At 47.2% G+C, this 24150-nt stretch carries 20 protein-coding genes; 15 read left to right on the top strand and 5 right to left on the bottom strand.

What is annotated here, in order from left to right:
• Positions 1-244: 244 nt before the first annotated feature.
• The 3 genes from PWYN_RS00635 to wsfD all read left to right on the top strand — a co-directional run bounded on the left by PWYN_RS00635 (position 245) and on the right by wsfD (position 5079).
• Entirely contained in the window at positions 245-1582 is a 1338-nt protein-coding gene (locus PWYN_RS00635) for a 5'-deoxyadenosine deaminase (RefSeq protein ID WP_036647337.1), read from the top strand.
• A 165-nt stretch (positions 1583-1747) separates the two neighbouring features.
• A complete protein-coding gene (locus tag PWYN_RS00630) occupies positions 1748-3649 on the top strand; it encodes an LTA synthase family protein (protein ID WP_084146563.1) in 1902 nt (633 codons plus the stop codon).
• Positions 3650-3663: 14 nt separating this feature from the next.
• Positions 3664-5079: a glycan biosynthesis hexose transferase WsfD gene (wsfD, locus tag PWYN_RS00625; protein WP_052087665.1), complete on the top strand. Its 1416-nt coding sequence runs from the start codon at positions 3664-3666 to the stop codon at positions 5077-5079.
• A gap of 971 nt (positions 5080-6050) precedes the next feature.
• Here wsfD and PWYN_RS00615 read toward each other — a convergent pair.
• Complete coding sequence (locus PWYN_RS00615) at positions 6051-6803, bottom strand: AAA family ATPase (protein WP_036647334.1); 753 nt, start codon at positions 6801-6803, stop codon at positions 6051-6053.
• A 255-nt stretch (positions 6804-7058) separates the two neighbouring features.
• On the opposite strand from PWYN_RS00615, the gene PWYN_RS00610 reads away from it, so the two are divergent.
• From PWYN_RS00610 to PWYN_RS00560, 11 genes are all read left to right on the top strand, one after another.
• Positions 7059-8135 carry a CgeB family protein gene (locus PWYN_RS00610; protein ID WP_084146542.1) on the top strand — a complete coding sequence of 359 codons (1077 nt, stop codon included), beginning with the start codon at positions 7059-7061 and terminating at the stop codon, positions 8133-8135.
• Positions 8136-8185: 50 nt separating this feature from the next.
• Positions 8186-9301 carry a CgeB family protein gene (locus PWYN_RS00605; protein ID WP_036648154.1) on the top strand — a complete coding sequence of 372 codons (1116 nt, stop codon included), beginning with the start codon at positions 8186-8188 and terminating at the stop codon, positions 9299-9301.
• 168 nt (positions 9302-9469) lie between these two features.
• Complete coding sequence (locus PWYN_RS00600) at positions 9470-10981, top strand: glycosyltransferase family 4 protein (protein ID WP_052087663.1); 1512 nt, start codon at positions 9470-9472, stop codon at positions 10979-10981.
• Positions 10982-11022: 41 nt separating this feature from the next.
• The gene (wecB, locus tag PWYN_RS00595) at positions 11023-12114 is read left to right on the top strand and encodes a non-hydrolyzing UDP-N-acetylglucosamine 2-epimerase (RefSeq protein ID WP_036647332.1); all 1092 of its coding nucleotides are present in this window, start codon (positions 11023-11025) and stop codon (positions 12112-12114) included.
• Positions 12107-13093 (top strand): polysaccharide biosynthesis protein, encoded by a 987-nt coding sequence (locus tag PWYN_RS00590; protein ID WP_036647330.1) that lies wholly within the window; start codon positions 12107-12109, stop codon positions 13091-13093. Before wecB ends, PWYN_RS00590 begins: the two co-directional genes overlap by 8 nt.
• Positions 13090-13929 carry a dTDP-4-dehydrorhamnose reductase family protein gene (locus PWYN_RS00585; protein WP_036647329.1) on the top strand — a complete coding sequence of 280 codons (840 nt, stop codon included), beginning with the start codon at positions 13090-13092 and terminating at the stop codon, positions 13927-13929. The genes PWYN_RS00590 and PWYN_RS00585 overlap by 4 nt, the downstream gene beginning before the upstream one ends.
• Positions 13926-14867: an NAD-dependent epimerase/dehydratase family protein gene (locus PWYN_RS00580; protein ID WP_036647327.1), complete on the top strand. Its 942-nt coding sequence runs from the start codon at positions 13926-13928 to the stop codon at positions 14865-14867. The genes PWYN_RS00585 and PWYN_RS00580 overlap by 4 nt, the downstream gene beginning before the upstream one ends.
• Positions 14864-15580, top strand: a complete 717-nt coding sequence (locus PWYN_RS00575) for a glycosyltransferase family 2 protein (RefSeq protein WP_036647326.1) — start codon at positions 14864-14866, stop codon at positions 15578-15580. Before PWYN_RS00580 ends, PWYN_RS00575 begins: the two co-directional genes overlap by 4 nt.
• A gap of 8 nt (positions 15581-15588) precedes the next feature.
• A complete protein-coding gene (locus PWYN_RS00570) occupies positions 15589-16164 on the top strand; it encodes a class I SAM-dependent methyltransferase (RefSeq protein ID WP_036647323.1) in 576 nt (191 codons plus the stop codon).
• 30 nt (positions 16165-16194) lie between these two features.
• Positions 16195-16914, top strand: coding sequence for a glycosyltransferase family 2 protein (locus PWYN_RS00565; protein ID WP_036647321.1), 720 nt, complete (start codon positions 16195-16197; stop codon positions 16912-16914).
• Positions 16911-17954, top strand: a complete 1044-nt coding sequence (locus PWYN_RS00560; protein ID WP_036647320.1) for a glycosyltransferase family 4 protein — start codon at positions 16911-16913, stop codon at positions 17952-17954. The genes PWYN_RS00565 and PWYN_RS00560 overlap by 4 nt, the downstream gene beginning before the upstream one ends.
• Before the next feature lie 77 nt (positions 17955-18031).
• Here the strand turns inward: PWYN_RS00560 and PWYN_RS00555 are convergent, their stop codons facing one another.
• Positions 18032-19102 (bottom strand): glycosyltransferase family 4 protein, encoded by a 1071-nt coding sequence (locus PWYN_RS00555; RefSeq protein WP_036647319.1) that lies wholly within the window; start codon positions 19100-19102, stop codon positions 18032-18034.
• Between the two features lie 207 nt (positions 19103-19309).
• Between PWYN_RS00555 and PWYN_RS27695 the strand changes: the two genes are divergently transcribed.
• Positions 19310-20506: a YhcN/YlaJ family sporulation lipoprotein gene (locus PWYN_RS27695; protein ID WP_052087662.1), complete on the top strand. Its 1197-nt coding sequence runs from the start codon at positions 19310-19312 to the stop codon at positions 20504-20506.
• Positions 20507-20980: 474 nt separating this feature from the next.
• Here the strand turns inward: PWYN_RS27695 and nagA are convergent, their stop codons facing one another.
• The 3 genes from nagA to PWYN_RS00535 are packed head-to-tail and all read right to left on the bottom strand — an operon-like array spanning position 20981 to position 23756.
• Entirely contained in the window at positions 20981-22162 is a 1182-nt protein-coding gene (gene nagA / locus PWYN_RS00545) for an N-acetylglucosamine-6-phosphate deacetylase (RefSeq protein WP_036647317.1), read from the bottom strand.
• Positions 22150-22878 carry a glucosamine-6-phosphate deaminase gene (gene nagB, locus PWYN_RS00540; protein WP_036648147.1) on the bottom strand — a complete coding sequence of 243 codons (729 nt, stop codon included), beginning with the start codon at positions 22876-22878 and terminating at the stop codon, positions 22150-22152. Before nagB ends, nagA begins: the two co-directional genes overlap by 13 nt.
• On the bottom strand, positions 22875-23756 hold the full coding sequence (locus PWYN_RS00535; protein ID WP_036647316.1) for a MurR/RpiR family transcriptional regulator: 882 nt from the start codon (positions 23754-23756) through the stop codon (positions 22875-22877). Before PWYN_RS00535 ends, nagB begins: the two co-directional genes overlap by 4 nt.
• Between the last annotated feature and the right edge of the window lie 394 nt (positions 23757-24150).

The following is a 24150-nucleotide window of genomic DNA, read 5'->3' as shown; positions in this document are numbered from 1 at the left end:
TTTGGAACTGTAGGAGCGATAGCGACCGCCCGAAAGCTTTCCGTAGGAAAGCTCGCTTCGAAAGCATAAGCTGTATCCGGATTTCAACCGCTAAAAGCGGGTTAAATCAAAGAAAGTCTTACTACAACAGCGGCCGGAAGTCCAAACATTCACCGCAGTGCGACTAATCCTTTATTCTAAAATCTTAAGTTCAATTTATATAGAGGAAACATAAAGATGATCTACGATAAAGGGGGAGAAGGCCATGAGAAATATACTGATCAAGAATGCGGAAATCATAACGATGAATAAGCAGGAGGAAATCATTCAGGGTGACATTAGAATCAAGGACGGCATAATCATTGAAATAGGTAGCGGGCTGACTCCCCGTGGTGACGAGAAGATCATAGACGCTACCAACCGTACGGTCATTCCGGGTTTTATACAAACGCACATCCATTTATGCCAAACGTTGTTCAGAGGCAAAGGGGATGATCTGGAGCTTATGGATTGGCTGCGCAATCGGATCTGGCCCCTGGAGGCTGCGCATGATGAGGAGTCCATCTATTATTCCGCTATGCTGGGAATTGGAGAGCTAATTACCAGCGGAACTACAACAATTGTTGATATGGAGACGGTACATCATACAGATTATGCCTTTCAGGCTATTGCCCAGAGCGGGATAAGAGCCTTGTCAGGAAAGGTGATGATGGATCAAAAGAATACAGATATTCCTCAAGCCCTTCAGGAGGATACCTTATCCTCTCTGCAAGAGAGTGTAGATTTGCTGGAAAAGTGGAACGGCTACGGGGAGGGCCGCATTCAATACGCATTTTCACCGCGGTTTGTAATCTCCTGTACGGAACCCTTGCTAACGGAAGTGAGGGATTTGTCAGCCCGTTATGGAGTGAAGGTTCATACTCATGCTTCCGAGAATCTGGGGGAAATTGAAATTGTAAAGGCTATGACCGGTATGCGCAATGTGGTCTATCTAGATCATTTGGGGTTGGCCAATGACCGTTTGATTCTGGCTCACTGTGTCTGGCTGGATGAGGAGGAACATCGAATTCTACATGACCGGGGTGTTCATGTGAGCCACTGCCCAGGTTCCAATCTGAAGCTGGCTTCAGGTGTGGCAGACATACCTGGAATGCTGCATGAGCATATTTCATTAAGTCTTGGTGCGGATGGAGCACCTTGCAACAATAATCTGGATATGTTTAACGAAATGAGGCTGGCGGCACTCATCCAAAAGCCGTTGCACGGACCAACAACGATGGATGCGAGAAGCGTATTCCGTATGGCGACGATAGGCGGAGCGCGGGCAGTGGGCATGGAGGACCTAATTGGTAGTATTGAAGTGGGCAAGAAGGCAGATCTTGCTATTCTTAATCTATATAATTTCCACACCTTTCCTTCCTATGATGTTGACCCTATCTCCCGTATTGTCTATTCAGCCACTCGGGCGGATGTGGAGACAACCATCGTCGACGGCAAGATCTTAATGGAGAGAGGGATACATCAAACGGTTGATAAAGAGATTGTTCTCCGTGAAGCAAATCGTTCTATCAAAAGACTGCTAAGAACCACATCTTTGGTTTAAAAGGGTATCTATTATGAAATATAAGACACAGCTGATGTAGTAAATGCTGTGTTCTTTTTTTTCAATTTTTGATAAAAAAATAAAGTATTGATATACTAGAAAGATGTGATATTTCACAAAAGACAAGGATGGTTTTTACAAATGAGGGATATAGAGGGAGGAAGCATGAGAAATAAAATGCTTGGGCTCGGTAGAGTTCAATTTTATAGGGTTACGTGTTTACTATTCCTTAAGCTGCTATTGCTCAGAATGTTATTCTTTAATCGCATTGCCTTGGGGTGGGTCGCATCGGATGCGGCATCTATACTGCTATTGATGGGGATTTTATATCTCATTACCCCGCACCGGATGAAAACTGCGGTATTCTGGGGATTTAATGCACTGCTGTCTCTGGTACTCTTCGCGGCTAGTGTTTATTTTAATCATTTCGGATCTGTTCCGACCTACCTAGCGCTGTCTGAATTGGATCAGGTCTTCGAGATCAGGGAAAGTGTGGGTTCCACGATAGAGCTTGTTGATTATTTGTTTTTCGCAGATATTGTAATTTTCCTTGGAGCTGCCATGTATCGTAAATGGAGCCGGGGTTCGGGCCTAAGCCGGAATGCTTATGTCTCACCCACTGCACACCGAGTTCATCTCGTAGTACTTATGATAGCTATCGTTGGAGGGCTTTCCTTATCTACCTACTCTATTCATTCAACGAAAGGAATTACGAATGAGTTGGTTCAGGCAGAAAGCACCGGTTTCTTGAATTATGAGTTCGTTGCTGCGGTAGAAAGTAAAGAGGATAAAAGCCTTATCGGTACCGGCGACATTAGTGAGACAGTTGCGAAGGTTGCAGCGTTGGAGACTACGTTCAACTATAAGGATGAAACTGCAGCAGGAGCGGCTCCGGCCTATTTTGGATCGCAAAAAGGTAAAAATGTAATTGTAATCCAGATGGAAGCCCTTCAAAATTTCGCTATGTTTCAATCTCTTGGGGGTCAGGAATTAACACCGGTGCTGAACAAGCTTGCCAAAGAGAGCATGTACTTTCCTCATGTCTTTCAACAGATTGGTCCGGGTAATACCTCAGATGCAGAATTTATGAGTAATACGTCTATATATCCCATCGGATCACAGGCTATGTCTACCTCATTTGGAGACAGGGTGCTTCCGAGTCTGCCGCGTTTACTTCGAGATAAAGGCTATGAGGCCTATACTTTCCACGTGAACAAAGTAGGGTTCTGGAACCGCAAGGAGCTCTATCCTGCCTTGGGGTTTACCAGTTATTTTGATCAGCCTTACTTCACTAATGACCACTTGAATGCATTTGGAGCTTCAGATGAGCAGCTGTACATCACGGGTTTAAACAAACTTTCCGAGCTGAAGAAGCAAGAAAAACCTTTTTATGCTCAGTTTATTACCGTTTCTGGCCACCACCCTTTCAAGATTCCTAAATCCTTCAAAAAAATAACGGTTCCTGAGAATATGAAGGGAGGGGTACTAGGTGATTATCTGACGGCGGTCAACTATACGGACTATGCTGTTGGCACATTGATTGAAGGTTTGAAGAAAAATGGATTATGGGATAACTCTGTAGTTGTGTTGTATGGAGACCACTTCGGCTTACAGCCCAAGGTTGTAAGTTCGGAACAAATTCATGAAGCCCTCGGCATCAAGTATGATAACCGGATCAGTCGCTACAACATTCCGCTGATTGTACATGCGCCCGGCATGAAGCAAGGTAGGGTCGTAGATACAACAGGCGGACAGGTCGATATTATGCCGACCATATCCAACCTGCTAGGCGTTTCACTTCAACAGGAGGGTTTTACAGCCTTCGGTCATGATCTCCTTAACATTGACCGCAATATTATCGGTATGCGATATTATTTGCCGACAGGATCTTTTTTTAATAATGATATCCTGTTTGTTCCTGGCAAGGCCTTTAATGATGGAGTGGCGATGTCGCTGAAAACACTTGAGCCTGTAGGGGACTTCTCCAAATATGAAGATGATTACAAATATATAATGAAGCTAATGCGTTTGTCGGACGAATATGTGAAACGGTTGCCGCAGCGTTAAGAAAGGGAGGAATAATGAAAAAGCTTTTAAAACCAGAAATAATTATAGTGCTTGCTGGACTGGGGCTCGCCCTTTATCTCCTGTTCGGCTCACCGTTTGTTGGAGTCGCCGATAACGGCGACTTCCTGCGGATGATGAATACGATAGGACTGAATTACTACAATGCCGCCGAGTCGTATGCAGACCGGTTTTTCAGTTTCAGCCATTCCAGATTTGCTTATGACACTCTATTCAAGGGGTTCTATCCTTCAAGTCAAATCTTTCTTGTGCTGCTGCCGAGACTGATCGGGGGATTGTTCCACGGAAGTTATTTTGATATCCGTTTACTCGCTGCAGTGTATATATCCCTGCTATTGGCGGCTACTTGGCTGCTTGTTAGGACTAATGCTCGCGGTTCCTATGTGACAGGTTTGCTGCTGGGCGGGAGCTTGTTGTTTATTTTTTATGACATCGGATACTTGGCTTATTTCAATTCCTTGTTCGGAGAACCGGTATCCATGGTGTTTATGCTGCTGACCTTCGCGCTGGGACTTCGTTTAACAGGCCAGGAAAGACCGACTGTGAAGGGGCTTATCTTGTTTTTTATATCGGTGCTCTTTCTCACTTCTTCCAAAATTCAGAATGCGCCAATTGGTATTGCCTTTGCTCTAATTTTTTTGCGCTTTGCAGCCTTGAAAGGTCAAGGAAGTTGGAAGAAGGTTTCTCTATGGTTTTCAGCCGCTATATTCTTAATATCTGTCCTTCTGTACGCAACGGCCCCCAAGGATCTCAAGCATATCAATTTGTATCAGACCGTTTTTTTCGGAATTCTGAATCAATCCCCCGATGTGAGGGGAGATTTGAAGCAGCTTGGCCTGCCTGATAGGCTGGAAGTTTTAGCAGGGACGAATTTTTTTCAGGGGAATACAGTCATTAAGCAGAATGATCCTTCACTTCAACCTGACTTCTATGCTCGTATATCTCATAAGGATGTATTGTTCTTTTATATTAAGAATCCAGATCGTTTGATAGATAACATGAAGTATGCGGCTGCGAACGGTATGTCTATCCGTCCCTATTATCTAGGAAACTATGAAATCGGGGAGGGTAATCCGAAAGTGGCCTTATCCTATACATACAGTACATGGAGCCAGTTCAAGAACAAGCATATCCCGCACAGTCTGGGCTTCCTGAGTATATTTTATCTGCTGTATTTTACAGGAATATTGTTTCAGTATTTCCGCAGTAAGAACATACGGGAGAGAGTGACCGGAGAACTGCTGATGCTGGTTGGACTCATCGGAATCTTCTCGTTTTTGGTACCCATACTGGGGGATGGACGAGCCGATATCGGCAAGCATTTGTTCATGTTCAATGTCAGCTTTGATATGATGGTGGTTGTTATGTTCGGTTGGATAGTCCACAAGCTGGTGGGTTTAAAAAATCGATAGACTCTTCACGGACGGAATGTTGCGTAAGTAACTGTTGGTGTTGTGTAAGGACGCTCCGCGAACGGAACGTTGTGTAAGTAAAGTAGCTGGTTGTCTCCAGATGTATTGACTTACACTTAGCGGTGTACATCTGGAGAAAGCTTATGCTTCGGATCTAGTTTTCCTTCGGAAAAATTTCGGGCTAACGTTGCCGCTTTTTCGCAATCGTCCTGTCCTCTACACTGGTATTAACGGGAAAATGGACTTAAAGTCTACTTTAAAACCACAAACTAGAATCGCTCTTTGGTAAATGGAAGAATCAGCAGCCATTTCCATAGGAGCGATTTTTTTGTGCATCGGAGATGGATTTCCATGCATTATATTCGTCCTAAACGAGATGTTTGATGCGCGATGTCTGGTGCAGGAAGGGCAGGAGGACTCCATAATTAGGGGGTCCAACCGTTTACACATACTTCTTGACCCAGTCAGTGAAATAGATGTATTTTATACACTTATTTCTAGCTTTTGGCGCTGTGATGTATGGATAGATGTACTTTGTGCAACTAAAAACACGAATAAGCCGCTTAAACCCCGGAATACCCAAAAATAAGTGTATAAAGTGCAATTAAACCCCCTAAAGTGTGCTAAGGGAGAACTATAAGTGTAAGTTGTGCAACTATATATATGGAAACCTATGTAGGTAGACGATTTGATTGCTATACTTATCGGGGATACTTGGGGAGATACTTATACCCTCATACACAAACTTCTTGACGCTACCTGTAACACAGACTTGCAGCCGCAAACTGGAACCCAAACAAACTTGTGATTTATCGGTTACTGGAGCGTAATCAATCGAAGCTAATAGTTACTGGAAATAATTAAAAACGTTCGAGTGGTTCAGTCTATCAATAAATCTAAGGTACAATTCAAATAGCCAGTCTCCCAATCACCCGGAGACTGGCTATTGTTGTGTCTGCGGGTAACCGTACTTACTCCGGGCTCAGCAGCTCGTTCAGCATGCCTTCGCGGTCATTCATAAATGCTTTGGTAACGGTGTAATGCTCGGTTTCTTCCAGAGCAACTTGGCGGATGCCTTCACCCTCCAGCAGAAGTATATCCGCATTCGGATAGGACATCAGAATGGGGGAATGAGTAGCGATAATAAACTGCGAGTTCTGCTGAACGAGTTCATGTAAACGCACCAGCAGTGACATTTGCCGAAGGGGAGAAAGAGCGGCTTCAGGTTCATCAAGGATGTATAGGCCCCGTCCTCTGAAGCGATGAATGAACGCAGCGAAGAAAGATTCACCATGGGATTGCTCGTGCAAGGACTTGCCTCCGTAGGAGTTCCTGATAGGGGGACCCCCGGGCTCCTCATCCAACTGATCAATATAGGATGCCACATTATAGTAACTTGCCGCCCTTAGAAAAAAGCCGTCCTTAGGTCGCTGAGTCCCTCTGGCAATTCTTATGAACTCATGCAGGATTGAATGAGAGGGTCGGGTGTTAAACGAGAAATTAAGTGTTCCACCTTCAGGGTTAAAGCCCCAGGCGGCAGCGATGCTCTCCAGCAGGGTTGATTTCCCTGTCCCGTTTTCTCCTACTAAAAAGGTGACCTGCTTCTCAAAAACGAGTCGCTCCAGTGTACGCACCGCAGGCAAATGGAATGGATAGTTATGAAATGATGAGACCTTATCACGGAGCAGTTCCGCATGACGCAGGTACAGCAAGCTGTTATTCATGGGTTTCCTCCCTGTTATTTCTTGGAACAACGGCAAGATTACTATTGTCCGAGAAAGTAGATGTACTGAAATTATAACAGCTTATTGCTTGCCAAAACACTTCGATCACTCGAGTGACGGACCGGGCGAAAGACAGGGGACAGGTGCCAATTTCCTCGTCCTACAGACAAATGACCATGAGGCGAGTGCTGACTCCGCATATAGTTATATTGTCTTGAACAGATGACAGGGCCAAGTGAAGGGCGTGAAGTTTAAATGAAAAAAGAGCACAAGCGGGAATACCGCAGTGGCTATCAGGAAGGGTACCATCTCGGAATGTGCGAGGCAGTGCGCAAGCTTAATCCTGGTCAGGTAGAGCCATGCAGGCCATTTAAGCTAATGTATGTTCCCCAAGGGTTCGAAGCGATTGATACGGGGGTAACGGAGGCGTTGAGTCTTCTGGTAAGCGAGCTAATACTTAGCACCCCGGAAGCAATGCTGGAGACTGCGGCAAGGGAACGGCCGGGGGCCGTACTCGTGATGAATGGACTGCATGTATTTCCAGAGAATCATCTAGATCAAATCACAGAGATACGCAATCTGGGTATCCCTACTGCAATATGGTTTGTCGATGATCCTTATTTCACGGAGGATACCTCAGTCATTTGCAGATTTTATGATCATGTGTTTACGCACGAACTGGGTTGTGTCGATTTCTACCGCTCTCTCGGTGTAGCTTCGGTTCATTACTTACCGCTATGTGTTAACACGAAAATGTTCTACCCCCGACGGACGGGGCCCAAATACCAATATGACATTGTATTTATTGGGAATGCCTTCTTTAATCGAACGGAGCTGTTTGATCGGCTGGCTCCTTATTTAAGTCGTAAAAAGACGCTAATAGCCGGCGGGTTTTGGGAGAGGTTAACCACCTATGACAAGCTGTCTCCTTTTATTAGTCATGGATTTATCCCTCCGGAGGAAACAGCCAATTACTACAGCGGAGCGAAGCTTGTCATCAATATTCACCGGCCGTGGGAAGCGGGGCAGGATAACCGGAATACATTTCAGCTGCCCTCGAGGTCGATTAATCCCCGCACCTATGAGATTAACGCATGCGGAACCATGCAGCTTACAGATATTCGGGATGATCTGGGTAATTTCTACCGTCCCGGCTATGACCTCGATACCTTCGGTTCTGCCGAAGAGCTGCAAGCTAAAATGGAACACTATTTGACCCATGAAAAGGAACGTCGACAGTTCGCCTTAAGAGGCCTGCATACAACGCTGAGGAGGCATACCTTCACTTCGCGTATGCCGCAGCTTCTCGATGTTATTGCCAAGCGCGTGTAAGTAAAAGATTCGTACAAAAGGAGCGACAACCCATGGATAACAACTTTATTATGCCTATTCCACCGTACCCGCTGACGGTTGCGGAAGAAGAAAAACTTAGAGGAAGATTGACTGGCTTCAAAGGCGGTTACGATGAGGGTTACCTCAGAGGAAGATTAGCTATACTGAATGGCCGTGTAGAAGAACCGCTTCCTGTGCGAAATATTCATGTCATGTATGTAGCATCCGGTAAAGGTTATCCTTATTCTCCTTTGGATGACGCTGTTCTTTCATCGTTGCAAAGCCTGACGACGGAAGTAACGGTAACGGATGTACGTCAGAATCTGGTTGAGCTTGCAGCTGTTAAACGGCCGGACTTAGTGCTTGTACTGGATGGTATGGATTTGCCCTTAGATCAGATTGCTACCCTCCGGGAATCCGGTATCCGTACCGCCATATGGCTCACGGATGATCCGTATTATACGGATTTTACGGTGAAAATTGTAAACCACTATGATTATGTGTTCACGCTGGAACGGAATTGTATCGATTTTTACAAAGGTTTGGGCTGTGCGGAGGTACACTATTTGCCTTTTGGCGCTCACCGGGATCACTATCGCCCAACGATAACACGTTCACCTGTGGTCCGTGATATCAGTTTTATTGGCTCCGCTTATTGGAACAGAGTGGATTTCTTCCGTCCCCTTATGCCGGAGTTGATGGAATTCAATACCGTCATTAACGGGATTTGGTGGGATCGTCTTCCTGAAGCGCCGATGTATGGTGAACGGATCGAGATTGGTAAATGGATGACTCCTCAAGAAACTGCAACAGCGTACAGCGGATCCAAGATCGTAATTAACCTGCACAGATCCCATATTGATGATGTCGTTAATAACAATACCCTTCTAATCCCAGCGGCTTCGCCCAATCCGCGGACCTTCGAGATTGCTGCCTCTGGAACGTTGCAGTTATGCGATGCCAGAGAAGATTTGGGATCCTTCTATAAGCCGGGTGAAGAAATTGAGACCTTCAGCAACCCGCAGGAATTGATGGATAAAATCCGTTTTTATCTGTCTCATGAGGAGGAACGTCGAGCTATTGCGCTGCGTGCCTTGGAGCGTACGATTAAGGATCATACGTATAATAAACGCCTGAATCAGCTTTTGACCGTTATCTTTGGATAGATTTGTGCGAATACCGGGGGGACAGGTGTCGTGCCAGCATCTGTTCCCTGTGCAATATACTGTAGTACCGGTTGGTGTACGAAGTGCTTTCGAAGTTAGTTTTGCTTCGCAAAACGTTAAGGAGGTGAATGGCGGCTCCGAATCCCTTATTGGGAGCGCCAAGAATTCATGGCTGACAAAGCTACGATAGTCCTCTTTTCTCATGTATCCAATACACGGAGTATTACCGGCGCTGAGAAGCTGCTGCTTTTCTTCGCCCGGGAGCTCTCCCTATACTTTAACTGTCTGCTTGTTGCTCCCCATGAGGGTAAGCTGACGCGTCAGGCTCGTCATTACGGTATTGGGGTTCAAGTGCTGGCTATTCCGCTCTTATACGGAATGTATACCCCGTATGCAGGTCTAGAAGCGGATGCCCGAACACTCCAAGAAAGCAAGGAATTTACGGATTTGGCGCAGTGGCTGTGGAATCTTAAACCAGCCTTTATCATTACGAGCACTTGTGTACATGTACTTCCGGCGATGGCAGCGAAATTGTTAGGCATCCCAGTAGTTTGGAAAATCTCCGAGACGATTACAGACAATGAATTTACCTCCATCAGCGTGGACCTGATCCACCGTTACAGTGATGAAATTCTGGCTATCTCTCAGACGGCAGCTGCCCCATTTCCGGAAGGGATTCGCGAAGCGAAGATAACGCTGCTCCCTCCATCCTGGAATGATGCGGAGATGATGCCGGAGGCTTGGAGCAAGCTGCGGGGTGAACGGCGGAGGGAACTGCGTGTCGCACCAGAAAAACCGCTGATCGGCTATGTTTCATCTTTTATTAATAAGGAAAAGGGTCTGGAGCATTTTGTGAATATGGCCGTGTTAGTGTCGGCTCGACATCCTTCCAGTCATTTTCTAGTGGTAGGCATTCCAGGCGATAAAAGCTTCTATGATCGTTGTGTACGTAAGGTGAAGCTGGAGGGATTAACTTCCCGTTTCCGGTTTGTAGGTTATGAGGAGTGCATGCCCGCTGCTTACTGTGCGCTCGATATATTGGTCATTCCGAGCTTGATCCGCGAGGGGTTTGGAATGACCGCCCTGGAGGGGATGGCTTTCGGTAAGCCCGTAGTCGCCTACAATTCAGGAGGTCTGGGAGAAATTCTTCATACCGCGGACTGCAGCAACTATCTTGTTCCAGTGGAGGATATCGACGCGTTGGCGGAAGCGGTTTGTGCTCTGCTGGCGGAGCCGGTAGTGGCCGCAGGAGTTGGTGCTCAGGCGCGTGAGCGCGTGGGTATCGTATACGGACCAGCCGCCTACCGCGCACGCCTGCTGGGACTTGCGGAGGTGTGGAACCTCCGCTATGCCTTGCCGAGCGCGGCGCGTTACGCCGCCGCGCTGCTGGAGCCGCCTGCGCCGGGTACGCCCGTGCCCGTGCCCGAGCCGCAGGCCGGCCCCGCAGCGGCGTCAGCACCGCGCCGCACGGGCCGTAAGCGCCGCGCCCGGCTCCGGCGCGGCAAGGTCCGGCGCGGCAGGCTGCGCCGCGCCAACAAGACCCGGGCGCGCAGACGTACGCGCCCGGCAGTGAAGCCGCGCCGCACCGGGCGGAAGCGGCGCGCTGGCTCTGCCCGGCGGCATTCAGCCGGGCTTCGCAAGAGTAAGAAGCGCAGCCGCAGCCGCCGTAAAACGGCCTAAGATCTAGATCACATACAAAAAATAGGCAGGGGAGTGAACCCATGAAGATCATGACGATTTTGGGCACAAGGCCCGAGATCATCCGTTTAAGTGTGATCATCCCGCTTCTCGATCAGCATGCGGACCGACATGTACTTGTGCACACAGGACAGAATTTCACCGCTAGTCTAAGCGGCATCTTTTTTGCCGAATTGGGTCTGCGGGCTCCGGATTATGTCCTGCAGGAGAGGCAGTCAGGACTGGGAGGTCAGCTTGCCGCCATGTTTGGCGGACTGGAGCCCATCCTGCAGAAAGAACAACCGGACCGAATTCTGCTGCTAGGCGATACGAACAGCGCACTCTGCGCCGTTCTTGCCGAGCGCATGGGTATTCCTGTCATGCATATGGAGGCCGGGAACCGATGTTATGATCTGTTGGTGCCGGAGGAGAAAAACCGCCGGGTTATAGATGCCGTCTCTACGATTAATATGCCCTACACTCAGCAGAGCAAAAGGCATTTGCTCAGCGAAGGATTTCCTTCAGCACGTATTATCCTGACGGGGAATCCAATCCATGAGGTGATGTCCCATTATAAGCCTCAAATACAGGCCAGCCATATTCTAGACCAGCTTCAGCTGACTCCGGGTCAATACTTTCTAGTAACGGCACACCGGGCCGAGAATGTAGATGATCCGCAATCCCTTATGCAAATTATGTCCGGTCTGAATGCAGTGGCTGAACATTTTGGAATCCGCTTGATCTGCAGCACTCATCCTCGTACACGCTCCAAACTTACGGAGCAACTCTCCCTGCAAATGAACCCGCTTGTTGAATTCCATGAGCCCTTTGGATTTTTTGACTTTGTAGCCTTAGAGCAGCATGCCTTTTGCGCGATTACGGACAGCGGTACGGTTCAGGAGGAATGCTGCCTGATGGGCGTACCTACTGTGACCATACGAAGAACAACTGAACGGCCGGAAACAGTGGATTGCGGCAGCAATGTGGTATCCGGGGTGGATGCTGACAGCATTATGCGCTGCGTTAAACTGATGACGGCGTTAAGCCGAGAATGGGAGATCCCTGAAGGTTACTTGACCCCGGATGTCTCGATAAAAGTAGCTAAATTTCTACTTGGAGGGAACCTGCATGTTTAATAATCAACGGATATTGGTCACAGGCGGCACCGGTTCCTGGGGGCATGAATTGATCAGGCAGCTTCTGCCGCAAGGCCCTAAGGAAATTATTATATTCTCGCGCAGTGAGTCAGCCCAGGTGGCCATGAGCCGGGAATTCGAGGATAACCGTCTTAGCTTCATCATCGGGGATATCCGCGACAAGGACGCCTTGACTGCGACTTGCCGGGGTGTGGATTATGTCTTTCATTTAGCGGCATTAAAGCATGTTCCTGTCTGTGAAGATCAGCCCTATGAAGCATTGAAAACAAATGTTGTCGGGACGCAAAACGTAATTGAAGCCTCTATTGCCTGCAATGTTAAAAAGGTAATTTATATTTCAACCGACAAAGCAGCCAACCCATCCAACTTTTACGGCATGACCAAGGCTATCGGTGAAAAACTGATCGTGTACGCTAATTTGCTGGGGTCCAATACCCGCTTTGTCACTGTACGCGGAGGTAATGTGCTCGGAACCAACGGCAGCGTGGTCCATTTGTTCATGAAGCAGATTAAGGATAAAGGCCAAGTACGTATTACGGATATGAAAATGACTCGCTTTTTCCTGACCCTTCGCGATGCCATTACGCTGCTGTTCAAGGCCTCTGAGGTTAGCATTGGCGGGGAGATCTTTGTTATGACCATGCCTACCTGCAAAATAGTCGATCTGGCCGAGGTGTTGATCGAGGCTTCAGGAAAAGAGCATGTAAGTATTGTGGAAGCAGGTATCCGTCCCGGAGAAAAGATCCACGAAATCCTGATGAGTGACTTCGAAAGCCAAACTACCGTTGTATACGATGAACAGTATTTAGTGATATTGCCCACCTTGGATATGCCTGAACTGAAGGAGCATTACAGTCAGTACATCCCGGTTTCCTTCAACAGCTTCAGCTCCGAGACCAACCTTATGAACCAGAAGGAAATCAAGGATATTCTGATTCGAGGAGGTTTTCTGGAATGAAGCTTCTTATCCTCGGAGGGAACGGAATGGCAGGTCATATGCTGGTGGATTACTTTCGCCGCCAGGGCAAGCATCACGTTTTCTATACAACCCGGGATAAGAGCGATCTCGGAGGGCTGCATGTTGACGCAGATGATATTGCCGGGATGGAAAAGCTGGTTGATATCGTCTCCCCCGGTTGCATCATTAACGCGATGGGTGTTCTGAATCATTTTGCGGAGCATGACAAAATAGGTGCCTACCATATAAACGGGTTTCTACCCCATCGGCTTCGGCGGGCCGCAGACACGATCCATGCCCGGTTGATTCATATCAGCACCGACTGCGTGTTCGAAGGAACACGCGGCGGTTACACCGAGGAGGATACACCGGACGGAACCACCGTCTATTCCATTACGAAATGTCTAGGAGAAGTAAGAGATCCGGGACATTTAACGATTCGCACCTCAATCATCGGTCCTGAAATTCGCACCGGTGGCATTGGCCTGATGGAGTGGTTTCTGGGGCAAACGGGAAAAGTATCCGGTTACCGCAGCGTAATGTGGAATGGGGTAACTACGCTTGAACTGGCTAAAGCGGTGGATGCCATGCTGGAATCCTCTGTCGATGGGCTGATTCATTTGGCGCATCCCCAGCCTGTAAGTAAATATGAGCTGCTGCAATATATTCAAACCTCCTTCGACAAAAATGATGTCGAGGTTGTCCCGGAGGAGCAACCTGTGCAGGATCGAACACTAACCAACACTCGCCCGGATGTCCACTTTCAGTTGCCATCCTATCCGGTTATGCTGGCGGAGTTGGCAGAATGGATGAAGCATTCTGAGTTTACCCTATGAGCCGGCGTAGGATATTGATCACCGGTGCTGCCGGATTTACTGGAAGGCATGCTGTGAATTATTTTGCGGCACAAGGGGCAGAGGTTATCGCAGTTCTGCGTAATCCGGTTGCTATGAAGTCCCCTGCCTTTGATTTTCCTCAGGGTATACAGACTTATGTCTGCGACCTCAGCGACCGAAAGGCTGTTGCAGAGATGATCAAAACGGTTATACCGGAGGACGTGCTGCATCTGGCTGGTAAAAACTCTGTACCGGAGTCTTGGCAGAACCCGTTGCTTTATATGGAAACCAATGTAATGGCTACTCTATATTTGTTGGAGGCTTTACGCATTTTACCGTCCTGCCGCATACTGGTTGCAGGCTCCCGGTTGAAGTACAGGATTGGAGCTGTACTCCCGCCTCATCCTTATAGTCTAAGCAAGACATTAGAGGAGCTGGTGTCTCTGGCTTGGAGAACATTGTTCCAGCAACAGGTTCTTCTGGCGGAACCCTGCAACCTGATGGGTCCGGGATCTTCAACCGGATTCTGCTCACTGCTGGCAGGCCATATTGCGCGCAGTGAGAACGGGGTGCAACAAGCTCCGTTCAAAGTATCTTCCCGCTCTGCCCTGCGTGACTTCCTGGATGTACGTGATGCAGTAAGAGCTTACGAATATATTTTAGACAAGGGTGCTAACGGCACCATCTACCGTATTGAATCAGGTAAGGAACGCAAGCTTGGAGATATTGCAGAGCAGCTGTTGAAGCTGACCCAAGCCGCTGTTCCCATGGTTTGGGGAAGTGAGACTGCGGAGAAACCGGTGGTTTATTCGGAGCCTCCTTTTACACCTGAAGAAGAAGCGACGGCGTTGGGGTGGAGTGCGGATATTTCGTTCGAACAGTCACTGTCAGATATTATGGACTATTTTCGTGTGGGCAGGGAAGGTGGATGGGCATGAATCCTAAAGTATCGATAGTTATTCCTTTTTATAATGACCCCTATATTGGGCACGCGCTGCAAAGTGCCGTGACTCAATCCATGAAAGCCCATGAAATTATTGTGGTTGATGATGGCTCCAGCGTATTTTCGGAACGACTCACGCCGTATCATTCCCAGATTCATTATTTAGGTAAAACGAACGGAGGCACAGCAACCGCGTTAAATCACGGTATTCGGCATGCCTCAGGGGATTACATTGCTTGGCTAAGTTCGGACGATATCTTTTATCATGACAAAATTAATAATCAGGCGCTGTTCATGGAACAGAATAACCTGCTGATTTCCTATACAAATTTCAACTACATTAACGGGTTTTCTCAGTTAACAGAGCTTAATGCAGCTGTGGTATTTCCTAGCCAACTTGAATTTTTACGATGCTTTCTGCAAGGTAACCCTATAAATGGATGCACCGTTATGTTTAAGAAGGAGGTGTTCGGAGCCATCGGGCTTTTTGATGAGCAACTTCCCTACACACATGACTTTGACTTGTGGTTCCGGGCCATTCTTAACGGTTATATCCCCGTTATGTTGAATCAGTCGCTGACAGGGTACCGTCGTCATGATGGAATGGGGACACTCAAACACTACGACCAAATTATGACTGAAGCGGCCGCAACAGCGAACCGGTATCAGGCTTCGTTACGCAGTCTGATTTCATCAATGGGAGGGTGAAATGAGAAATGGTTCAGGAAATCTCAGTGAAAGACTTCCTCCCCGTATTACTCGAGCAATTAAGATTTGTTGACAGTATTCTGGATATCGGCTGCGGTATCGGTACGTTGCTCGATTCTTACGAGGCGGGGCTTGTAGTAGGCCTTGAGATCCATCGCCCCTATCTCCTTCACCGTGATGTGAAGTCGCCTCATATTATTCCTATCAATGCAGATGCAAGGCAAATGGATAAACTCTTTTTACCTGAGTCATTCTCAGCCGTCACTTTCATTGACTCTCTGGAGCACTTCTCCATGGAGGAAGGGAAGAAGTTATTAGAAGCGGCTGAGAAAATTGCCATAAACCGAGTGGTTGTATTTACACCAAGAGGTTTTTTTCCGCAGTCAGGTATTGATCATTACCATTTAAACGGGGAGCTGTTCCAAAAACACAGGAGCGGATGGGAGCCCGAGGATTTTCTGGAAATGGGTTATGAAGTGTTGGTGCTCAAGGGGTTTCATCATGCGGAGAATCCATCCTTTCGTGAATCATTTGGTGAAGACCACCCCCCTTTGGATGCAATCATGGCATGCAAAATCGTATAAGAACCGGTCATTGCTTGAGGAGGTGAGACCATGTATGTGAGGTCTAAGGTATCGATAGTTATTCCATTCTACAACTGTCAATTCGTCCATTTGGCCGTAGAAAGTGCTCTGGCACAGAGCTATAAAGACATTGAAATTATCGTTGTGGATGACGGCTCCACCAGACATATAGAAAAGCTAACACCCTATATGAAAGATATTATCTATATTCGAAAAACTAACGGTGGGACCGCCTCAGCATTGAATTGTGGAATCATGGCCGCTACCGGTTCTTATTTTGCCTGGTTAAGCTCTGATGATCAATTCCATCCGGATAAAATCAAACGGCAGATAGAGCTTATCCAAAACGCGGGTACGTTTTTTTGCCATACGGCCTTCTTTTATATAAATGAATTTGGGGAACGGTTATCCGAAGTAGTGGCTGCACCTTTAGATAGAATTCAGCTTATTGAGACCCTGATGAAGGGCTGTCCAGTGAATGGCAGCTCTGTTCTGCTGGACATGAACATTTTTTACAAAGTAGGCATTTTTGATGAGTCGTTTTTATACACACATGATTATGAGTTGTGGCTGCGAATTCTACCGCACTATGAATGGTCTTATATTAAGGAACCCCTTCTTGATTATAGAGTGCATGAGGCTATGGGCTCCGTAATTCATGGCAAGGAGCAGACGCAGGAAATTAAAAAGGTTCAGGCCAAACACTTCCAAGCCCTTTCACGTTTGCTTCGAAAGGAGCCGAGATCATGAAAATAACATTTCCAGTTCTAACGTTGTGCCGGGGGGGAGCACAGCGAATGCTTGCTGAGCTTGCCAACCGTCTGTCGGCCATGGGGCACGAAATCACTATCATTATGCCATTGGGCGGTACTGTGGAATATGAGATGGGATGTAATATATTTTTAACGGGCAAGAAGAAACTTGAAGAGAGCGATTTTCCGGTTGCTGACGTGATTGTTTCCAACTATTATACGACCGTGGCGGTTTCCCAGCAGGCCAGTGAAAGAGGGAAAGGGATTCATATCCGACTGGCGTTATGTTACGAGCCGAGCTTCTTACCGGATAACAACCAGTCCTTCGCTTCGTATCATAGCTCCCGAAATTTGTTTGTTCTGTCACGTTGGCAGCAGGAGATTGTTCGTCTAAACCATGGGGTTAAAGGGCGTATTGTACCCATTGGCGTGAACCCGGATTTCTATAACCAGAGGCTTCGTGAGAGGGAGGGGCGCAGGCTCGTCGTTTCTGCAATTATGCGTAAGCCGGAAGGCGGGTTTTCTGGGCATCGGGAACAGGATTATCTGCTTCAGCAGCTGAATCATGTGAAGGAGGTTCACCCGGAGGTAGATATTTATCTGATGACTCCGCCGGGAGAGTTCTCAGAATCCATCATTCTCCAAGAACTTCAAAACGACGGGAAATACCATATCAGGACGCCTGGAAATGATACCGAGCTCTGTTTCCACTATAATGAAAGTGATATATTCGTAAGCTCCAGTACGTATGATACCGGTTCTTTGCCGGGACTGGAGGCCATGCGCTGCGGGGCGGCTCTGGTTACCACTTATGCAGGTGGAAATATGGAATACTGTGTGCATGGGCATAACTGCTTAATGTCTTATCGGCATGAGAATCGTCTGGCGGTAGATATTATTCGGCTGATTGAGGACCGTGAGCTGCGGCTCCGACTTGCCAGTAGAGGGGAGATCGATTCGCTGCCTTTTACGTGGGTGAGAAGTACAGCAATATTTCAGAAGGAATTATTCAACATTGTATCGAGACAAAAAAATTAGATTTCATAAGTGAAGAACCTTCAATGCCACAGCTAAGGTGGGTTGAAGGTTCTTAGATATTTGTTATTAACTATTTTCTAAAAGATAGCAAAGGAGTTCAGCATTTCCCGAAAAGATCGGGCATAAGGACCCGTTCCGAAGTTAGCAACCATATGTGCCCTTCCTTGCTGCCGAATATTGCTCCTGACAGCTGGATTGTCCATTACCTCCAGGCCTTCTGCTACAGCAGCCTCAATATTTCCGAGCGGATAAAATTTACCTGAACCATTATGAATGATGAAGGACCGAACGCCGTCGGAGTCGGTACTGACCACAGGACAAGTGCAGCATAGAGCCTCAGCAACAGCATACCCGAAACCTTCTGTAACGGAGGTGGAAAGAAGAAATCCGCCGGAACTGGCAATAGATGAATAATAAACGGGCATCACTTCATTTGGAATATTAGTGAATACATTCAAGCGGTCATGTAATCCTAATCTGTGGAGTGAAATATTAAATTGTTCCGCTTCACCTTCTGCTGCCAAATCCGGATCATGGAACATCCAAAGATGAAGATTAGGCTTACTCCTACGGATACGTGCTGCAATTTCCAAATACTCGGGCCAGTTCTTATTGCGTTCAAGACGGCCCACCCACGCTATCACCGGATCTTTGGGAGGTTCAGCAGGAATATACCGGAAGGAATTCACATCAACGATATTGGGTATTACATAACGGTGCAGCCAGGGGCACATGGTAATAAACAATTCCAGTAAATGATCTGTAGGCGGAATCAGTACTGCATTACAGTAAGTTTGCAGATAGGGAATTGCATCTTTTATAAGTTTTTCGGCGTAATCACGTGTGCCGAGTCCCTGTGATTCATATAGAAGAATTCCGTTGTAGCCGAGTTCACGTAAATGCTCCAGCATTAAATAATCTGACGTAACGATGATTGCGTCATATTGTTCATTCATTAATATTTCTTTGATTTTATGATCCTCTGATGTAATGAACACCGGAAAGTTTGCTTGATTATGGCCACCAGAACCCGGTTTGAGATACAGGACATGGCATTCAATGCCGTTCTGTTGCAGACTTTCGCATCGCAGCCTGTTCAATGTTTCTACACCGCCGCTCGGCAGATAAAATGTGAATAAGACCTTCATTCTTACCCCTCCTGAGAAATTTCACGGAGCAAAACCGGCTTCGGAAATTGTTGCTTATTGTTAACATGATACGCCAATATACATGAACCGGTGACGGTGCAGAAGTCCGATTGCCAAATCCTTTCAAGGATAGCTTGCCTGATGATAACACAGTCTAATTAGTGTTACCGATCAAACATCACAACTTTAGAGACGGAGGATGAATACATGTTGCGATCTACAATCAGCAGGTCCCTTGCAGTGGCGCTTCTACTCGGTATGGTTGGGGTTACAGGCTGCGGGACTAATGATGCGGCTGGAAATAATGATGTCCGTACAAACAATGTTCAGAATGCCAAAAACGGTCGATTGAATGCAAACTCAGTTAACGGTAGAACTGGAACACATAACGTCACCAGACTCCAAATGAGTCAGGACTTGGCTGACCGAATTACAGCAATGAAAGATGTTCGTTCAGCTAATGTTTTGGTATCCGGGAATAGAGCGTATGTTGCTTTAACACTGGACGAGGCCGGTACCGGTACGCATAGCGGAGGAACAACAAATACTTCGCCGCGAACCTTGGCAACGGGTAGAAACAGTGGCGGCATGCTGGGAACCGGTGGTGGAACATTGACTGGTAGAGGTGGCACAACATCCGGTATGGATGGAACAACTTACGGCATGGACGGAACAATGACCGGTAGAAGTGGAACAATGACAGGAATTGGTGGATCTATGCCGGGTACCGGCGGAGGAATGAACGGTACTGCAGGCGGTAGCGGTGCTGCCGGCAATATGGGTATGGGTATGGGTAGTACGGGAGCTAGAGGTTTCGGTGCCGGTGGGCTGGGAACGGGGACCACAGGAACTGGCGGTACGGGTACTGACGGCATGGGAACCGGCAGCGTAGGGAATGGCGGTATGGGTACCTATGGTATGGGAACCGGCGGCATGGGTACGAGAGGTATGGGTACTGGCGGCATGGGAACCAATGGTACGGGAACCGGCGGCATGGGATCTAGAGGTATGGGTACGGGCGGAATGGGAACCGGTATGGGAACTGGTGGCCTAGGAACCTATGGTGCGGGAACCGGCGGTATGGGAACTCGAGGTATGGGAACCAACGGAATGGGCACTGGAGGCGGAATGGGAACTGGTGGTACTGGAACTGGCGGCATGGGGAACATGGGCGCTGGTAATGCCGATACTTTGCCTAGAGAAATTAAGGATAAAGTTACCGCGGAGATTAAAAGAAATGCACCGCAAATTCAAACGGTGTATGTTTCTGACAATCCAGAATTCGTACAACGTGTAAACGGCTATGCAGATAATGCTCGTGGAGGATACCCTCTTCAAGGTTTTGTACAAGAATTCGGATCGATGGTGGAGCGTATTTTCCCTGGTAACAACACAAACCGCTAACAGTTTTAATTCTTGGAAATAAATCTTTAAATCATATGGAATTTATCGTTTATATCGGATAACACTAATAACGCAGCCACTTTAACGCCTTAGGCGTATGGCTGCGTTATTTTTAATGAAATATGGCTTATCCTAAATCTGAATAAAGTACACTGACGCTTCATGCGGACACGGATGACTCTAATGAGCAGAAAATTGGCTAAAACAACCCCTATATCCACGAATAGGGGCACCTGAGTCCGTTTGTGCTTTCATTTTAACATTTGCACGTTAATAAGGGCTCTGTAGTCCGTATAGCTATTCACTTTTTTCACAACACTATGTTTTGTCAAGTACTGATGACTGAAATGGGCGAACAAAGCGGAGGATCGGGTTGGGGGATTCTGGAGAAATGGTAGTGATCGCTAGAACACTCTGAGAACCCTTAGTGGCTTGTTTCCAAACGGCTAACCAATGATTTTGGTTTGAGCCCATTTAAAAGGCAACTTTTTTCCCCTGAACCCAAACGTCACGTAGATTAAGCTCGGCGTCGAGAAGGAGAATATCTCCCTGCTTACCAGCTTCCAAAGACCCGATGGTCCGTTCAAGGCCTAAGGAAACAGCAGGTGTAAGACTTGCAGCCCGAGATGCAGCTTCAAGGGATAAACCGACTTCTTGAACCAGGAAGCGAAAGCCCTTTATCATGGTCAAAGTGCTACCTGCGAGGGATTCGGGATGATCTTTAAGAGTAGCTATACCTTGTTGCACTAAAACAGGCAAATCCCCAATCTTATACTCGCCATCACTTAGTCCTGCAGCCGACATGGCATCTGTAATAAGCAGCAGTTGATCACCCTTCAATCGGGCCAGTAAAGAGACCACAGCCGGATGTACGTGGATACCGTCTCCGATAATTTCCGCACGTATGCGATGGTCACCCAGTACCGCTCCGACTGTACCCGGTTTACGGTGGTGCAGTGCCGTCATTGCATTGAATGCATGTACTGCTTGATTTAACCCGGCCTCTGCTGCTGTAATGACCTCATCATAGGTGGCGTCAGTATGCCCAAGGGCCGCAGTAATGCTGTGTCTGCGCAGCCATGAAATCGCGGTCAATGCGCCTTCACGTTCAGGAGCAAGAGTGACCTGACGAATGAGTCCGGGATATTGGGTCTCCCACTCCTCCAGCCATTCGATATTAGCCAGAACAATGTGCTCGGGATTTTGAGCTCCAGGCCACTTGGGACTAATAAAGGGTCCTTCCAGATGGACACCTGCCAACTGGGCATAAGGCATAGTTCGAGATCTATAGGCGTCAACCTCGGATAATACTCGATCAATTTCAGCTTTCGGAGCGGTCATAGTCGTAGCAAGCATGGTTGTAGTTCCTTGCGAGCAATGAAATTTGGTGATGGAGTTCAGCGCCTCAGAGTTGCTATACATGAAGTCATGACCGGCTCCGCCATGAACATGCACGTCAACAAAGCCGGGAATGAACAGACCCTTTTTTTCCAAAGTGGAAGGCCACTCTGCATAGGCAGCCGGTAGCCATTCTGCTTCGCCGACATAATGAATCTGCTCTGCAGATACTGCAATTACTCCATGCTCTAATATCCCGCCGGGAGTAAGCACTTTTCCGAATAACAGCTCACCTGTAAGGGTATTTATTTCAGCCATTTTCCTGCTCCTTTATCCAGCAGCACAACAACATTGGGATGGCTTTGCAGCAGGGATGCGGGGCATTGGGTAGTGATAGGGCCTTCAAGTGCGTTTTTAACAGCCTCAGCCTTTTCTTCACCGCGTACGAGCAGAACAATTTGTTTAGCTTTTAGAATACTGGCAATACCCATGGTTACGGCTTGACGAGGTACTTCAGCAAGAGTAGGGAAGAATCGGGCATTAGCTTCGAGCGTTTCTTCCAGCAAATCTACCACATGTGTACCGCTGCTAAGACTGGCATCAGGCTCATTAAACCCAATATGTCCATTGCTTCCTATGCCCAAAATCTGCAGATCGACAGGCCCGTGTTCCTCCAGCATTTTATCGTAAGCAAGACATTCAGCATCTAGATCATCTGCGTTTCCGTTAGGAACATGTGTCCGGCTGAGGTCGATATCCACGTGATTAAACAGATGTTCGTTCATAAAACTACGGTAGCTTTGAGGATGGTCTACAGGTAACCCAACATATTCATCAAGGTTGTAAGATGAAGCTTTGGAGAAGCTTACGAGGCCTTTATTGTACATTTCAACCACACGCGCATACACACCTACAGGTGAGCTGCCGGTAGCCAGACCTAGTACAGCTTTTGGGTTGCTTTGCAGCAGGCTGACAATTAGGTTAGCCCCGGTTTGTACGAAATCCTCGTCATTTTGAAATTTGAAAATATTCATTTCGTTTGACCTCCTCGTTTATGGCGATACTGTTGAACATTCAGATAAGATTGTTCGAGCTTCGGAATGTAATCTTTAAAGCGTGTGCTGACCATTCCAGTAAATAAAATATCAATAATGTGAAGCTGGGCAATTCGTGAAGCCATATCACCTCGACGCATACCCTGCTCAAGTGATGAGGAAAAGAGCGGAATATCGGCTTTTGTGGCTAACGTACTGCTTCCATAAGAAGTAAGGGCAATGGTGCTCGCTCCGCTAGCCCCGGCGCAGGCCAGAGCATCAATCGTTTCCGGTGTTTCTCCCGAATAGGATATGGCAAAAGCTACATCCCCTTTAGACAAAGTGGAGGCTGAGGTAATCTGCATATGTGAGTCTGCAAAAGCGGTGCAGTTCACACCGATGCGAATTAGCTTTTGGTAGAAGTCCTGAGCTACAATCGATGAAGTCGCCATCCCGTATAGGTCGATCCGTCTGGCTTTACATAACAAATCTACGACTCCTTCAAGTCTTTCAATATTCAGCAGTGACGTAGTATCTCTTATGGAAGCCAGATGGTTCGCCTGCATAGCCTCCACAATAACCGAGAGGGGATTGCCTGCCACGATATCCTGATAGGACGAACTGCCGTCCTGAAGTCCATGATCACTTTGGGCAATTTCAGCAGCAAGTTTCACTTTGAAATCGGGAAAGCCTTTGAAATGAAAAACCTTGCAGAAACGTGTGACTGTAGCCGGGCTGGTACCGCATTGCTCTGCCAGCTCTCGTATTCCCATATGAATAACCTCACCGGGGGAGGCTAAAATGCGTTCCGCCAGCTTACGTTCCATATGTGAAAGCTTGGACATTTCATGGTCCAGCGCATTTAGGATCGGAGCCATAACTCACCTCATCTTGAAAATAATAAGTGGATGTAAATTAACGGTACTGAAATTATTTTTATTATTATGAACTAAAACAAGAAAATTATTTTCATACTTAGAATAAAATAAAATCACTACAGATGCAATAGCAAATTTATCCGGGATGATCAATATTTGCGAAAAATTAATTAGAATTAAGAAGATAGACAAACGAATGCGTTAAAAACTGATGGGAGATGGGGAGATGCTGAAAGGTGAGTGGCGGATGGGGTGAGGGATGTATACTCTCGGCTAGCTTCTGATTTTCATTACTGCTCTATCCGACTTCACTGTGCTTTCACTCCGTTTTTATTCATTCTTTACTCAATTGCTCATTCTTAACATGATTACTCATTCTTTACTCGATTTTCAC

The organism is Paenibacillus wynnii (assembly GCF_000757885.1).
GTDB lineage: Bacteria > Bacillota > Bacilli > Paenibacillales > Paenibacillaceae > Paenibacillus_AQ > Paenibacillus_AQ wynnii.
The sequence above is the reverse complement of the archived record's forward strand: the minus strand, read 5'-3'. Positions and strand labels throughout refer to the sequence as shown.

Coding starts and splice junctions, on each gene's coding strand:
- PWYN_RS00575 (WP_036647326.1), top strand. CDS start 14,864: ATGAATCCTAAAGTATCGATAGTTATTCCTTTTTATAATGACCCCTAT.
- PWYN_RS00600 (WP_052087663.1), top strand. CDS start 9,470: ATGGCTGACAAAGCTACGATAGTCCTCTTTTCTCATGTATCCAATACA.
- PWYN_RS00535 (WP_036647316.1), bottom strand. CDS start 23,756: ATGGCTCCGATCCTAAATGCGCTGGACCATGAAATGTCCAAGCTTTCA.
- PWYN_RS27695 (WP_052087662.1), top strand. CDS start 19,310: ATGTTGCGATCTACAATCAGCAGGTCCCTTGCAGTGGCGCTTCTACTC.
- PWYN_RS00610 (WP_084146542.1), top strand. CDS start 7,059: ATGAAAAAAGAGCACAAGCGGGAATACCGCAGTGGCTATCAGGAAGGG.
- PWYN_RS00635 (WP_036647337.1), top strand. CDS start 245: ATGAGAAATATACTGATCAAGAATGCGGAAATCATAACGATGAATAAG.
- PWYN_RS00555 (WP_036647319.1), bottom strand. CDS start 19,102: ATGAAGGTCTTATTCACATTTTATCTGCCGAGCGGCGGTGTAGAAACA.
- PWYN_RS00580 (WP_036647327.1), top strand. CDS start 13,926: ATGAGCCGGCGTAGGATATTGATCACCGGTGCTGCCGGATTTACTGGA.
- PWYN_RS00590 (WP_036647330.1), top strand. CDS start 12,107: ATGTTTAATAATCAACGGATATTGGTCACAGGCGGCACCGGTTCCTGG.
- PWYN_RS00605 (WP_036648154.1), top strand. CDS start 8,186: ATGCCTATTCCACCGTACCCGCTGACGGTTGCGGAAGAAGAAAAACTT.
- PWYN_RS00560 (WP_036647320.1), top strand. CDS start 16,911: ATGAAAATAACATTTCCAGTTCTAACGTTGTGCCGGGGGGGAGCACAG.
- PWYN_RS00565 (WP_036647321.1), top strand. CDS start 16,195: ATGTATGTGAGGTCTAAGGTATCGATAGTTATTCCATTCTACAACTGT.
- PWYN_RS00630 (WP_084146563.1), top strand. CDS start 1,748: ATGAGAAATAAAATGCTTGGGCTCGGTAGAGTTCAATTTTATAGGGTT.
- PWYN_RS00585 (WP_036647329.1), top strand. CDS start 13,090: ATGAAGCTTCTTATCCTCGGAGGGAACGGAATGGCAGGTCATATGCTG.
- nagB (WP_036648147.1), bottom strand. CDS start 22,878: ATGAATATTTTCAAATTTCAAAATGACGAGGATTTCGTACAAACCGGG.
- wsfD (WP_052087665.1), top strand. CDS start 3,664: ATGAAAAAGCTTTTAAAACCAGAAATAATTATAGTGCTTGCTGGACTG.
- wecB (WP_036647332.1), top strand. CDS start 11,023: ATGAAGATCATGACGATTTTGGGCACAAGGCCCGAGATCATCCGTTTA.
- PWYN_RS00615 (WP_036647334.1), bottom strand. CDS start 6,803: ATGAATAACAGCTTGCTGTACCTGCGTCATGCGGAACTGCTCCGTGAT.
- nagA (WP_036647317.1), bottom strand. CDS start 22,162: ATGGCTGAAATAAATACCCTTACAGGTGAGCTGTTATTCGGAAAAGTG.
- PWYN_RS00570 (WP_036647323.1), top strand. CDS start 15,589: ATGGTTCAGGAAATCTCAGTGAAAGACTTCCTCCCCGTATTACTCGAG.